The organism is Streptomyces sp. NPDC057002 (genome assembly GCF_042673825.1).
Classification (GTDB): Bacteria; Actinomycetota; Actinomycetes; order Streptomycetales; family Streptomycetaceae; genus Streptomyces.
The window spans coordinates 165,102-179,308 of sequence record NZ_JBHURZ010000003.1 but is presented as its reverse complement, the minus strand read 5'-3'; the positions used below and the strand labels follow the sequence as shown (position 1 = coordinate 179,308).

Annotated in this window: 9 protein-coding genes; 4 read left to right on the top strand and 5 right to left on the bottom strand. The window is 68.5% G+C overall.

Annotated elements, in window-relative coordinates; translation table 11 throughout:
* Positions 1-7: 7 nt before the first annotated feature.
* The 3 genes from mqnC to ACFT32_RS15215 all read right to left on the bottom strand — a co-directional run bounded on the left by mqnC (position 8) and on the right by ACFT32_RS15215 (position 4,930).
* On the bottom strand, positions 8-1,207 hold the full coding sequence (mqnC, locus tag ACFT32_RS15225) for a cyclic dehypoxanthinyl futalosine synthase (protein WP_382489173.1): 1,200 nt from the start codon (positions 1,205-1,207) through the stop codon (positions 8-10).
* Between the two features lie 70 nt (positions 1,208-1,277).
* The gene (locus ACFT32_RS15220; RefSeq protein WP_382489171.1) at positions 1,278-2,039 is read right to left on the bottom strand and encodes a prepilin peptidase; all 762 of its coding nucleotides are present in this window, start codon (positions 2,037-2,039) and stop codon (positions 1,278-1,280) included.
* Positions 2,036-4,930 carry a BTAD domain-containing putative transcriptional regulator gene (locus ACFT32_RS15215; protein ID WP_382489169.1) on the bottom strand — a complete coding sequence of 965 codons (2,895 nt, stop codon included), beginning with the start codon at positions 4,928-4,930 and terminating at the stop codon, positions 2,036-2,038. The genes ACFT32_RS15220 and ACFT32_RS15215 overlap by 4 nt, the downstream gene beginning before the upstream one ends.
* Before the next feature lie 429 nt (positions 4,931-5,359).
* Between ACFT32_RS15215 and ACFT32_RS15210 the strand changes: the two genes are divergently transcribed.
* From ACFT32_RS15210 to ACFT32_RS15195, 4 genes are all read left to right on the top strand, one after another.
* Positions 5,360-6,025, top strand: coding sequence for a hypothetical protein (locus tag ACFT32_RS15210; protein WP_382489168.1), 666 nt, complete (start codon positions 5,360-5,362; stop codon positions 6,023-6,025).
* Complete coding sequence (locus ACFT32_RS15205; RefSeq protein WP_382489166.1) at positions 6,013-7,101, top strand: hypothetical protein; 1,089 nt, start codon at positions 6,013-6,015, stop codon at positions 7,099-7,101. Before ACFT32_RS15210 ends, ACFT32_RS15205 begins: the two co-directional genes overlap by 13 nt.
* Before the next feature lie 146 nt (positions 7,102-7,247).
* The gene (locus tag ACFT32_RS15200) at positions 7,248-7,895 is read left to right on the top strand and encodes a hypothetical protein (protein ID WP_382489164.1); all 648 of its coding nucleotides are present in this window, start codon (positions 7,248-7,250) and stop codon (positions 7,893-7,895) included.
* Complete coding sequence (locus ACFT32_RS15195; protein WP_382489163.1) at positions 7,892-8,944, top strand: hypothetical protein; 1,053 nt, start codon at positions 7,892-7,894, stop codon at positions 8,942-8,944. The genes ACFT32_RS15200 and ACFT32_RS15195 overlap by 4 nt, the downstream gene beginning before the upstream one ends.
* Before the next feature lie 31 nt (positions 8,945-8,975).
* On the opposite strand, the gene ACFT32_RS15190 is transcribed toward ACFT32_RS15195, so the two are convergent.
* Both ACFT32_RS15190 and ACFT32_RS15185 read right to left on the bottom strand, forming a co-directional pair.
* Positions 8,976-9,614, bottom strand: coding sequence for a hypothetical protein (locus ACFT32_RS15190; RefSeq protein ID WP_382489161.1), 639 nt, complete (start codon positions 9,612-9,614; stop codon positions 8,976-8,978).
* A 21-nt stretch (positions 9,615-9,635) separates the two neighbouring features.
* Entirely contained in the window at positions 9,636-14,147 is a 4,512-nt protein-coding gene (locus ACFT32_RS15185) for a DUF6531 domain-containing protein (RefSeq protein ID WP_382489160.1), read from the bottom strand.
* Between the last annotated feature and the right edge of the window lie 60 nt (positions 14,148-14,207).

Genomic DNA, 14,207 nt, shown 5'->3' with positions numbered 1-14,207 from the left:
CAGCGCCTTAGTTGGGGGCGAGCAGCTTGAGCTCGGGGTGAGCCGTGCCGCCCTCGATGGCCGTGGACGAGATGTGCGAGGCCACGCGGTCGTCGGCGGGGTCGTTCGCCGGGTCGTCGTGCACGACGAGGTGCTCGTACGTGGTCGCCCGCTGGGCGGGCACCCGCCCGGCCTTGCGGATCAGGTCGATGATCTCCAGCCGGTTGGAGCGGTGCTTGGCGCCGGCCGACGACACCACGTTCTCCTCCAGCATGATCGAGCCGAGGTCGTCCGCGCCGTAGTGCAGGGAGAGCTGGCCGACCTCCTTGCCCGTGGTCAGCCAGGAGCCCTGGATGTGGGCGATGTTGTCCATGAAGAGCCGCGCGATCGCGATCATCCGCAGGTACTCGAAGAGCGTGGCCTGCGTGCGGCCCTTCAGGTGGTTGTTCTCGGGCTGGTAGGTGTACGGGATGAAGGCGCGGAAGCCGCCCGTGCGGTCCTGGACGTCCCGGATCATCCGCAGGTGCTCGATGCGCTCGGCGTTGGTCTCGCCGGTGCCCATCAGCATGGTGGACGTCGACTCCACGCCCAGCCCGTGCGCGATCTCCATGATCTCCAGCCAGCGCTCGCCGGACTCCTTCAGCGGGGCGATGGCCTTGCGGGGCCGCTCGGGCAGCAGCTCGGCACCGGCACCGGCGAAGGAGTCGAGCCCGGCGGCGTGGATGCGCTGGATCGCCTCCTCGACGCTCACCTTGGAGATCCGGGCCATGTGCTCGACCTCGGACGCCCCCAGGCTGTGGATGACCAGCTGCGGGAAGGCCTGCTTGATGGCGGAGAAGTGCTTCTCGTAGTACTCGACGCCGTAGTCCGGGTGGTGCCCGCCCTGGAACATGATCTGCGTGCCGCCCAGCTCGACGGTCTCCGCGCACCGGCGCAGGATGTCGTCGAGGTCGCGCGTCCAGCCCTTGGCGGTGTCCTTGGGGGCGGCGTAGAAGGCGCAGAACCGGCACGCCGTCACGCACACGTTCGTGTAGTTGATGTTGCGCTCGATGATGTACGTCGCGATGTGCTCGGTCCCGGCGTACCGGCGGCGGCGTACGGCGTCGGCGGCGGCGCCCAGCGCGTGCAGCGGGGCGTCCCGGTACAGCACGAGCGCCTCGTCCGGGGTGATCCGCCCACCGGCGGCTGCGCGGTCGAGGATGGGCTGAAGGTCGGCCTTCTCGGTCACCGGGCGTCCCTTTCGTAAGGGTTGTGGACGGACCAGCCCAGCGTACGCCAGGGCTCTTGAGAGCAGGACGTCAGGCCGTGTAGGCACCCACGAGCAGTCCCAGCAGGGCGCCCGTGATCAGGAACGGCCCGAACGCGATCGCCGTCTTGCGCGAGGCCCGCCGTGCGACGACGAGGGCACCGCCGTACAGTGCGCCCAGCAGAAACCCGGCGAAGGTGCCGAGCATCACGGTCGGCCAGCCGTACCAGCCGAGGACCGCCCCCGTGCCCAGGGCGAGCTTGACGTCGCCGAAGCCCATGCCCGCGGGGTTGATGAGGAACAGCACGAAGTAGCCGCCGCCGAGGGCGAGCGAGCCGAGCAGGGCGGTCGTCCACTCCCCCGCGTGCTCGGGCACCAGCGCGGTGAGGCCGAGCAGGGCGAGCGCGGCCCCGGCGAACGGGAGTGTGAGCGGGTCGGGCAGCCGCCGCACCCGGAAGTCGACGGCCGTCAGCAGGACCCCGACGGGGGCGAGCAGCAGCCAGACGCCGAGCTCGGGGCGGGTGCCGGTGGCGGCGGCGAGGGCGGCGCAGACGAGGGCGGTGGCGATCACCAGGGGGGCGGTGCGTGGCCCGTATGCGGCCGCTTCGGCCGCCGCCTCCTCGCGCTCCTCGCGCTCCTCGCACTCCGGGCACGAGGCACGTCCCAGCCAGCCCTTGAGGGCATGCTCCCCGGGGCAGCTGTCCCGCCACGGCTCGCCCGCCGGGGCCGAGAAGCGATAGGCCGCGCGCGGCAGGAACGACCCCGCCGCCGCGCCCCAGAGCGCGGCGGCGATGATCAGCAGCCCGGTGTTCATCCCACCGCGGCGATCGCGTCGCGCCAGGTCGGCAGCAGCTCGTCGAGCAGTGCCTCGGTGCGCGGCGGCAGGCCCCGGGCCCCGCTGCGACCGATGAGGTCGGTGGCGAGCGCGGTGAGCTGGGACGTGTCGCCGGTGGCGTGGGTGGCGCGCAGCAGCTCGTGCCACAGGCGCTCGTCGGCAGGGGCGGTGCGCAGGGCCGCGTTCAGGGCCTCGATGGCCTTCTCCGCGCGGTTCTTCTCCATGTGGAACTCGCACAGCGCGAGCCCGGTGTCCGCGACCAGCAGGGGCAGCTGGGCGTCGACGATCTCGTGGGTGAGCCACCGGTAGCGGCCCTCGGGCCGGTCGGCGAGCAGCGGCCCGCGCACCAGCACGAGCGCGTCGGTGAGCAGCCGCCCGCGCACGGCCCGGCTGTCTACGCCCTTGCCCTGCGTGGCCTCGTGGTAGAGCGAGCGCAGCACGTCCAGGTCGGAGACGACGGACTTGGCGAGCGTGAGCCGCCCCGTTCCGTCCCGGCCGAGGCGGGGCGTGCCGTCCGGGTCGGCGCCGAGCCACACCCTCAGCCGGTCCAGGAGCGCTTCCCGTACGTCGTCGGTGACGCCGCGCGGCCACAGCGCCGAGGCCAGCACGCGCGGGTGGACGCCCTCGCGGTGCAGGAGCAGCATGGCGAGCGCCTCGTGCAGGAGCGGGCTGCGCTCCCCGTCCGGGGTGTCCAGACCGATGATCTCGTACGGCCCGACGAGACGGGCGTAGACCGCCGGCCGCCCGTGCTCGCTGATGTCGACGAGGAACGGCGGGGTGGTCACGGGCCCGTTCGTCTCACGCTCGGGGTCGGCGTCGGTGAACAGCTCGACCACGGCGCGCTGTTGGGCGGCGGGCAGCAGCTGGGCGTCGAGTTCGAGCCCGAGGAGGGGCGCGAGGAGCTTGCCCTGGCCGGTGATCTCCATCTCCCAGGCGGCGCCCGGCAGATCGCCGGTCTCGGTGCCGACGAGGTAGCCGATGCCGAGGCGGCCGGCGTCGGCGGCGAGTTCGGCGAGCTTGACGGCGTCCTCGGCGGACGGCTGGGCGGCGAGGAGGACGAGGTGCGGGGCCCAACGGGTGTGCTGGGCCGGGCCGGTGCGGCCGGTGAGCACGGAGTCGTGCCCGGCCGCGCCCAGGGCGCCGCGGCGCTGCCGCGTCTCGGCCTCCATGGTCTCGACGAGCGCCTCGATGTCTTCGAGGTGCCGGATCCGGTTCGGGGCGAGCGGCGTCAGGTCCTCGCCGAAGCCGACGAGCGTGATGGTCATGCGGTCGGACCACCCGTTGGTCGCCAACTCGGCGGCGACGGAGGAGAAGACGGCGGCCCGGTCGGCCTCCCGGCCGCTCAGCGAGACGATGCCGGGCACCGCCTCCAGGTTGAGCAGCAGCCGCGAGTCGTCCATGGTGCCGAGGCTGACGAGCCCCGGGTACGGAGCGGCCGTGTCCACGTCCTCGTAGCGCTCGGCGTCGGTCCTGGCCAGCATCCAGAAGGTCTGGTCCTGACCCTGCTGCCAGGGCGCGGGCGGCTTCCCGGCGGGCTGGGCGAGCTGGAGGTGCAGGTCGCCGTTGCTCAGCCAGGCCGCGTAGACGACCGGCAGCGCGCGCGACTCCTCGGCGAGGGAAGCGGCGAGCCCCCTCAGACTCCGGTCGAGCAGCCGTACGCCCTCGGGGTCGGCGCCGACGAGCAGCGCGTCCTGGACGTCCTGGGCGTCACCGGTCGGCGTGGGCGGCTCCATACCGCGCCGCCCGCCGACGGCCCCGAACGCCGACTGCCACAGCGCCTGCCGGCGCCGCCGGCCCAGGGCGCCGAGGAGACCGGCGGCGAGGAGGGGCGCGGTGAGAAGGGCTTCGGGAAGGCCGAAGGAGCTGTCGGACTCGGCGTCGACGCTGGTGGCCTGCTGGTGACCGGTGTCCGGGGCGGGCCGCTGCTCGGGCAGCGAGACCTGGGAGGCACCACCGCCGGCGTGTTCATTCCCACCGCCCTGTGCGCCGGACCCCCCTCCGCCTTGGGCGTGATCGCCGCTCTGGGCGTAGTCGCTGATCTGCTGCTGCACATCGGGCGACACGTTGGGAGCCTCGTCGGGCATCTCGACGAGGTCGCCGCCGCGGGCATCGCCCGGCATCTCCATGATCCAGCCGGGCCGGATGAGGCTGGCCTCGGAGAGCTTGGACCCGTCCGGCTGGACCCGGTCCTTGTTGAGCTCGAAGATCTCCTTGTAGCGACGCCCGTCACCGAGGTGCCGGTCGGCTATCTCCCAGAGGGAGTCGTGGTGACGCCCCTCGGGCGGCTGGATCCGGTAGTACTTCGTGTCGCCCTGCTTGGCGGTGCTGCCGCCGGCCTCGGCGTGCGAGGCGGCGTGCGAGGCCTGCTCGGCGAGGGCGGACGCGGTGTCGGCGGCCTGCTCCTGCTGCTGGGCGAAGAGACCGCCCGGGGTCTGCTGGGCCGAGGCGACGGTGGGCTTCTGGTTGGCGTCGTACGTCTGCCCGAGCTGCGACAGTCCGGGCGCGAAGCTGGCGGCCGTGGCGCCGACGAGCAGCAGCGCGGCGACGAGCTGCCGCGCGAGCAACTGGCTGGGCCCGGCGCCCGGCACGCGCCCCGGCACGCCGACACCGGACAGCGCGGCCTTCATCTCGACGAGCACGCAGGCCGTGAACTGGGCCCACGCCAGCCACACCACGACGGTGAGGATGTTCAGAAACGTCTGAACGGTGATCTCTTGCTGCAGCCAGTCGAGGCTCGGCACCCCGTTCGGCAACGGCCACCCGATCTGCGTGGCCAGCGCACCCGGCACGCCGACGAGCAGCACGGCCAGGGCGACAAAGGCGAAGAACGCCTTGACGAAGTCCCCGAACGACCGCCGCCGGATCCTCACCGGCTGCGGCGTCCGATTCCTCGGGGCCGTGGTCGGGGCGGTCGCAGGGCCCGTCGCTCCCGTCGTACTTCCCGTCGAGCTTGACGAGCTTGAGGTGCGGCGTCGCGGCATGGCGGGTGTCCTGGGGTCGTGTGTGGAGTGCCGTGAGGCAGAGCTGTGAAGTAAGGGGTGTGCTGAGCCTACAGAGATCTTATGGACTCGTATGGAGGTCGTCGAAGGGCGGCCGGGAGGAACCTGGTTGACATCCGATTTGCCCCTGTTGCTGCTTGAGGTGGCACGGGCGGGCGGATCACGGACACAGCCCTCTTCGCAACTGCCACGCACACCCCTCACGCACTCCACACAATCCCCCATGGCCACCCAGGGGGGCACACCCACCCCCTGATAGCTTCGTTCCCTGTCGCACACGCCAACCTCGGGGGAGAAACCGTGGCCCGCCGCGCTCTGACCACCACAGCTGCCGTGTTCGCCACGACGGCGGCACTTCTGCTCACCGCATGCGGCGGGGGCGGCGATTCGTCAGACGACATCGAGGGAGCGGACAAGGGAGCAAGCAGTCCTTCCGCCTCGGCCTCCGGCTCGACGCCGACCGATGTCGACCGGCCCGACGTGAGTCTCCCCAAGGATCTGGACCTGGCTTTCGACTTCGAGAAGCCGTCGGACCAGGACAGCGCGGCAGCTCTCGAGGACGCCGCGAACTACATCCGCGCGCTGAACCACGGCATCACGAAGCAGGATCCGGCAGACCCCGCCTTCCAGTTCTATTCGTCGGGCCAGGCCGCCCAGTACGCGAACTCGCAGATCAAGGAGTACGTGGACGGCGGCTGGACCCTCACGGGCAAGGACCGGTACTACCAGGCCGAAACCAACCCGGTTGACGAGTCGGAGAAGGTCAAGACGGTCAACGTCACCTTCTGTGAGGACCAGTCCAAGGTCTACGGCAAGGAAGTCAAGTCGGAGAAGATCCACCGTACGAAGGAAAGCCTGGACAGCTACCAGAAGTTCACCATCCTCATGGCGTCCGTCCAGGGCAAGCCGGTGTGGCGTGCCCAGCAGGTCACCGTCGAGGGGAAGGCGGAGGAATGCCGGGGCTGACCGCATCCGGGCGAGCGAAGCTGATCGTGGCCCTGGCCGCGGGATCCCTCGTCTGCACCGCCGGCCCCGCTTACGCCAACAAGCCGGTCCCTGGCGAGGCGAAGCCCGCCAACGGCCCGCAGGGCGGAGCCGATGACCAGGGCGGACTGTCGGCTTCCGTCTCCAACATCCAGCTCTCGTACCCGAGCGGTGGAGGTGGCGGCGGCAAGAAGGGCAACCTCGGTACGGTCGACCCCAACTGGAAGCCGCCGGCCTGTTGGTACGAGCCCGCCCTCAGTCCCGAGCAGTTGAAGAGGTTCGTGGACACGGACAGCGGCGGTGATGTCGGCATTCACGAGTCCTGGTGGGGCAAGGGACTTTGGACCGATCACTACCGCGACGGCAAGCCGGCCGAGAACTTCGACATGCACAGCCCGAAGAACAGCACGGCCGAGGGGTACAAGAACTACAACCTCGGCAAGGACGGTTACTTCTGGCGTGGTGTGGCGCCCGACCCCATGGCCTCCGACTCTTGGGACTGCGGCCGCATCATGTTCTGGGTCGACGCCGGCGAGGTCCCGGACGACCCGAATTCACCCACCCCGAAGACGCTCGCCGAGTACGCCTACAACAAGGTCGAGGTTCCGGACACCAAGGTCGAGCTGAAGCCGGAAGGCAAGTCCACGGTCAATCTGCCCACTTGGGTGTGGCTGGACAAGGGCACCTTCAAGGACGTCAAGGTCCGCGCCGAACTTCCCAACACGGACCTGTGGGCCGAGACGACCGCCAAGCCGGTCGCCCTGCACCTGGAGCCGGGCACGGACGACGCCGAGGTCTACCCCGCCTCCGGCGACTGCCAGATCAACGACGACGGCAGCATCGGCACCCCGTACACCAAGGGCAACGCCGACAAGACCCCACCCTGCGGCATCCGCTACCTCCGCGCCACCAACGGCACCCCCTACCAACTCTCCGCCAGCATCACCTGGCAGATCAGCTGGGAGGGCTCCGACGGATCCCGCGGCGACCTCCCCGACGGCACCTTCGAGACGACTCAGGACATGAACGTCCAGGAGATCCAGTCGATCAACCGCTGACCACCGGATCCCAAGTCGTTCGCAACCGCCACGCCACACTCCTCACCTTCCCCACACAATCCACTCCTGCCTCTCAAGGGCCGAATCCCCTCCCCTGATAGCTTCGTTCTCTGTCGCGTACACCGAAACTACGGGGGAGATCAACTGTGGCCCGCCGCGCACTGACCACCACTGCCGCAGCGTTCGCCACGACGGCGGCGCTGCTCCTGACCGCCTGCGGCGGGAGCGACGATTTGTCATCGGACGACATCAAGGGAGCGGGCAACGCGTCGAGCAGCCCATCAGCCTCGGCGTCGTCCGCGGCACCCGGGGTCAAGCGCCCGGAGATCAAGCTCCCCAGCAGCTTCCAGCTGCCCTTCGAGAACTGGACGAGCAGCGACCCGGTGGAGCAGGCGGTCCTCAACGACGGCAAGGAACAGCTCCGGGCGGGGTACGAGGCGATCATCGAGAACGACCCCGACAGCAAGGACCGCGCGTTCTACGACACGAAGAACGGCTTCTTGCAGAGCCAGCAGTGGATCAGGACCTACACGGACAAGAACCTCACCGTCATCGGCAAGCTGCCCGTGTTCGACCCCAAGGTCACCCTCGCCAAGGACAAGGCAGCGGCGTCCCTTTCCTACTGCACCGACGAGAGCAAGGCCTCCACGAAGAACCGCAAGACCGGCGAGGTCAAGGGGAACCCGGCGGGCACGGACCCCGAGGTCCTGTACGTGATCTCCATGGGCAAGAACGCCCATGGTGTGTGGCAGGCAGTGTCCGCCCATTCGGAGAGGGGTGGCTGCGCCAAGTGAGGTCCTCACACGTCTCCCGGCCCCTCACGGTCTTCTCGCTCACCGCCGCTCTCCTCGCACCCGTGCCTGCCGTCGCCCTCGGCGGCGAAGGCAATTACGGCGGCGGAGCCAAGAACAACGAGATCTCCGCTTCCGCCTCGCAGTCCCGGATCAAGGTCAGCCAAGTGAGCGGCCCCACCGGCGGCAAGCAGGGCACCGTCGCGTCGACGGATGCGAACTGGAAACCTCCACCGTGCTGGTACGAGCCCGTCTTCACCCCCGAGCAGCTGAAGAACTTCTCGGAGAACGACGGCAGCGGCGACGCCGGTCTGCGCGACGGCTGGTACGGCTCGGAGCTCTGGACCGACCACTTCAGGGACGAGAAGGACGCCATCACCATCTTCACGAAGCCCGGCACCGTGAAGGGGTATAAGAACTACAACCTGGGCAAGGACGGCTACTTCTGGCGCGGAGTGGCTCCGGACGTGACCGAGATCGATGACACTTCGCTGTGCAGCCGCCTCATGTTCTGGCAGGACGCCGGCGAGATACCCGACGTGCCGAACGCCCCCACGCCCGAGACCCTCGCCGACTACGCCTACGACAAGGTCAAGGTTCCCGAGACCAAGGTTGAGTTGAAGCCGGCGGCCAGGTCGACGGTGAACCTGCCCACGTGGGTGTGGCTGGACAAGGGCACCTTCCAGGACGTCAAGGTCCGCGCCGAACTCCCCGGCACAGGCCTCTGGGCGGAGACGACCGCCAAGCCCGTCGCCCTGCACCTGGAGCCGGGCACGGACGACGCCGAGGTCTACCCCGCCTCCGGCGACTGCCAGATCAACGACGACGACTCCATCGGCACCCCGTACACCAAGGGCAACGCCGACAAGACCCCACCCTGCGGCATCCGCTACCTCCGCGCCACGAACGGCACCCCCTACCAACTCTCCGCCAGCATCACCTGGCAGATCAGCTGGGAAGGCTCGGGCGGCACCGGCGGTGACCTGCCCGACGGCACCTTCGAGACGACTCAGGACATGAACGTCCAGGAGATCCAGTCGATCAACCGCTGACGGAAGCCTGAGCCGGAACACAGCATCAGGCTCAGGCGACCACGGCTTCGAGCGCGCGCTCGTAAGCCCGGAAACCTGCCTTCCCGTACTCGGGCGTGTCCGCCTCCGGGCGGAGAAGGCGCGGGAGATGAGCAACTCGCCACATCCGGAAGACCGTAGCCGGAGCGCTTCTGCCCGTCGTGTCCGCGAGGGCTGCCGCGATCGCCAGAACCTCGGCGATTTCGTCGGCACCCTGCCGGGCTTCCGTCTCAGCCGCGACGGCGGCTGTGACCAGAGCCTGCAGGAAGTACGTCAGTTGGAGGTCGGCGGCCATGTGGCACATGCGGCGAACGACATCCGGTCGTTCGAGCTCGTCGAGCCGCGACGGAATCCCCTCGACCGCACCCGACCACAGCAGCAACGAAGGTGCCGTCACCTCATGCTCGCGCAGATAGCCCAGTTCATCGGCGATAGCCATCGTGGCTGAAGAGAAGCCGCCGATGCCTCGCACGAGTTCGAGAAGCCGATCGACCTCTCCACGCCGACGGTTCACCAACTCACCGACGGAGGCCTCCCCGACACTCCACGTACCGGTCGCCGACACGGCCCCGATCTCCACGACCCCGCCGAGCGGGCCGAAGATCTCGCGTGCCAGCACACTTTCCGGAACGGGAACAACCTGACCTGCCACTACCTTGTGCCTCGCATCCGTCTAGAACTGTCCCATCATGTGCTGAATAACCGCGTCCCGTTGCGGCAGGGCGCGGGGAGATCCTGCGTTGAGGACGTCCACTCCCGTTTGCGTGTCCACGAAGTATTCGGGCTGTCTCCCCGCAGGGCCGCTGTGCTCCCGCAGCACAGAGTCGGCGAAAGACCGCGGCACTTCGGTCCGCACCACCACACCGTCTGGACCTGCATACTGCGTCGCAGCCCGGTTGAAGTCGTCCGTCAGATACACCCCGGCGTCCGGGGTGTAATCACGCTGCAGATCATTGGAACGGCCCAACGAGAATTCGTTCCCGCTCCAGTTACGCGACCCATGGTAGAGGACGACCGATTCCTCATCGCATGCCATGAGGCCGAAGGGATCCACCTGGCGCAGCGGATTGGTGACATAGCCGTAGGGGTCGGGAGCGGGCGCCAGACCGAGCGGGTCGAGAGAGGTGTAGCGCGCCGTCTCCGGGTCGTAGTGACGGTGATAGTTGTAGTGCAGGCCGGATTCGAGGTCGTGGTATTGGCCAGGGAAACGCAGCGGCGTATACGCCTGGCTCTGCTTGGACCACGAGGTGGCCCCCCAAACGGTCCGCCGGGCTCGCCAGGCCACGTCGCCTTGAGGGTCCACCAGTTCGGTGGGCGCACCGACCAAGTCGGTGATGATCGCAAAGAACCGGGAGTCGATCTCCTCCTGCGTCGCGGAGTCCCTCAATCGCTCAGTCTGACTGATCGGCCTCAGTTCGTCGTAGTCCCAGGTGAGCGTGACAGGATGCGGCAACCCAGGGTCGACCACGGTCTGTTCGGCGAGTACCGGACCGTCCCACGTGAAGTCCGTCCGCTCCGTGACGGTACGACCGTCTTCCCCAAGGCGCTCTTTGGCGATGCGACGGCCGAGAGGGTCGTACTCATTGCGCCACACAGTCCCGTCCGGTGTGACCACGGAGGTCAAACGGTCCTCGGCATCCCACGAGTACCGCCACACGTCGGGCTTCCGCGACAGCCGGATCTTGCGTCGCTCGACAACCCGGCCAGCGGCATCGTAGATATGCCGCACGGCGCCGGCCCGGCGGAGGCGGGCGCCGGCGTACGACCGCTCCCCTGATGCCTCCTCGATGCCCGGGTAGCCGGACCAGGACGCGGAGGTCACGTGCCCGGCGGCGTCGTAGCTGTAGCTCTCCCTCCTGCCGTCGCCTTGGAGCGCTCGGATGCGGCCCGTCGCGTCGACGTCCAGGTCCGCCGGACCGTCCAAGGCGTCCGTGAGTCGCTCGAGGTGGCGGTTCGCGGCCCAGCCGTAGGTGCGGTGCTGGACCCGCCTGTCCCCCACTGTCCACTGCTGCTCGACGGGGCGGCCGAGTGGGTCCCGCGCTTGTGTGAAGTGCAGCGAGCCATCGAAGGATCGCTCGATCTCCTGCCCCGCCGCGTCATGTACGAAGTCGACCGTATGGCCCGAGCTGTTCAGGCGAATCGTCCGTCCGACGGCGTCATGGTCGTACCGAGCCCGCACACCCGACGGTGTGACCCGCTCGATGCGCCGCCCCATGGCGTCGTAGACCGAGGCCAGTGTGCGGCCGTTGATCCGCTCTGCGACGGTCCGCCCTGTGCGATCACGGTCCAACTGGAGATCACAACCGGGCCCGGAGGCGTGGATCAGCCTGCCTGCCGCGTCATAGCCGTAGGCAGTGGTCTGGTCGTCGACGGTCTTACTGAGGAGCCGCCCCATCGCGTCGTAGGTGTAGTCGACACTCTGGCCCGCTGGATTCAACCGATTCCGGAGGCGACCCGTCGCGTCGTGTTCGTACACCGTCCGCTGATCGTCGAAGTCCGTCTCCGCCACGAGGTGGCCGGCCAGGTCGTAGGTGTATCGCCAGACGAGACCCATCGGGTTGCTGACTTGCCGGAGACGCAGAGCGGCGTCGTAAGCGAACTCGTACCGGGCGCCGTCCGGCCCGGTCTGCGCCGTGAGCAGGTCGAAGGGCCCATACTCGAAGGTCGTCCGGGCACCTCCTGGTTCCGTGTGAGTCGTGCAGTTTCCCTCGCCGTCATAGGTCCAGGTCTCCTCCGGCCCGTCGGGGCCGATCACACGGGATATCCCGCCTTCGACCGTCCACCACAGCCTCGTCGTGTGCCCCAGTGGATCCATGACACTGCTGGGCCTCCCGAACGAGTCGTACGTCCGAGTCGAGCGCTCACCCAGCGCACTCACTGTCTCTGTCCGCAAGCCGGCACGATCGCATCGCACTGTCGTCGTGGCACCGAGTGGATCGGTGACCGACTCGAGGCCCCCACGGTGGTCGTAGGTGAACCGGGTGAGGGCACCGTCCGGAGCAGTGGAGCGGACCCGGTTGCCGCGTTCGTCGTAGGAGTGCTCCCAAACGGCCCCGTCCGGCTGAGCGATGCGGGTCGGCAGGTGGAGCGAGTTGTACTCCACGGTGACGACTCCGTTGTCCGGCAACGTAATCCGCGTCGGCTTGCCGAGGGCGTCGTTCTCGTAGCGGGTCGTGGCGCCGAGCGCATCCGTGCGCGACAACAAGTGATGGTTGGCGTCGTACTCGGCGCGTGTGATGGAGCCGAGCGGATCGATCTCGGCGACCACCTGGCTGTTACCCGAGACGACGAACCGGGTGATGGCTCCGTCGGCCCTGGTGTGCGTGGTGATGTGGCAACCGGACCAGGCAGGGTCGGACCCGTCGTAAGTGAACGCGCCTGTGACGTGCCCGGCCTCGCCTCCCTGGGAGACGCATCGGTCCTGCTCGTCATAGGCGTACGCATAGCGCCGCTGGTTTCGGTCGGTCCACGAGGAGACGCGCAGACGCTCGTCGTAGGTGAAGGTGAGAGCCTGGCCCGAGGAGTTGACGATTTCCGTGAGGTTGCCGTCGGTGTAGCCGTAGCGCCTGATGTCGGCGTCTCGCCCTTCCTCGGCCGCGCCGCGCAGGCTCAGCGCAGTGACGCGGCCGTCCTGGGTGGCTAGGACGAGGTGGTAACCGCCGGAATGGCGGATGGCCGACGGGGTACCGACTTCGTCGTATTCAAAGCTGATGGCGTTGGCATTGCGGTCGGTGACAGTGGTGATATGCGCTGTCCCGTCGGACCGGGGAGTGAAGTGTCGAGCGATGCCTGTAAGCGGATCGTCGATACGGTACGTGCCGTCGTCCAGGTGGATGAGCGGCATGCCCGGGCCCGATTCGGGCAGCCACGGCTCCTGAGCAGAGCGCTGATGAGGGTAGACGAGCAGCATCCCGTCTTCCGTGACGAAGACGATCTCGTCCTCACCGATCTCGAGACGCTGGTCGAGAGTCGAAGCCCAAGTGGGCCCGAACCACCAGCCGCAACGGTAATCCGACGCGACACGCCTCGTGAATGCCAGGGGCAAGGTGCCGGGGAGTGTGACGTCGGTTTCCGTCAGGAACATCTCGCCCGTGGCCACATCCACGGGGTCACCGCAACCTCGGATCTTGCTTCGGAGACGGCTGTATGCACCCTTGGCACCTTCGGCCACGGCTGTTTTGGCGTTCTTGCCCAGGCCGCGCACGGCGAGCCCCATGCCCTTCAGACCACCCCTGAGACCCTTCATCGCGGCCATTCCGCCCTTGAGGCCCTTGGCCAGGCCGCCGAGGGTGGTCAGGCCCTTCATACCCGGTATGCAGTCCAGAGCCGCGAGTCCCACGTCCCACAGGGACGCTTGCCCCTTTGAGTACTTATAGAGCGTGTCGGCGAGGACGACAGCGGCGGCGATCAACACGATCGCGCCCAGGATCGGCCCGCCAATGATCATCGCCACGATCCCGACAACAGCGACCACGACCTTGCACACCGCGACGATGGTGTCCCAGTTGTCGACGAACCAGTCGCCGACCTCCTCCCACCACGACCGGTTCTGGATCCCGGCATCCGAGGCCTCGTCGATCTTCGACTTCGCCTCACGAGCGGCCTCATCACGCATCGTGCGCGCGTCCGCGGCCATCTTCTTCGCCGCCGCGAGCGCGTCCTGGGCGTCGGAAACGTCCGACTGGGCCTTGGACTGGGCCGACTTGGCGTGCTGCACATCCCGGGTGGCGGCGCGGACCTTGGCCTCGTCCGGCTTGTCGGCATCCGACTTGCTGCCGGTCGGGTCGTCCTTGTACTTGTCCGCTTCCTTGCCCGCCCGGGTGACCCAGGAGTCGGCCGAGGTCAGCTTCGACTGGGCCGAGGAGAGGCTGTCGCGGGCCTCACGGCCCTTGACCAGCGCCTTGTCGGCCAGGGACTGGGCCCGCTCCAGCTTCGGCCAGAAATCAGAGAGCGCATCACCGCACATCTCATACGACTTCTTCAGCTTCTTGAGGTTCTTCGGGACATCCGCGAAGTCCTCCTTGAAGACATCCGCGGACTTGCCCGCCCACTCCAGGAGCGTGCCCTCCCCCGCCATGCCCTTGACCAGACGCAACGCGTCGGAGACATCGTCGGCGAAGTCATGCAACTGCTTCGCAAGCGTGCGCACCCGCTGCGGATCGCCCGGGGTCGGGTCCTTGTCCAAGTCCAGGACATGCCAGTCCGCCGGCCTGTGCCCCGCCATACCGCAACCCCCGTCACGCGC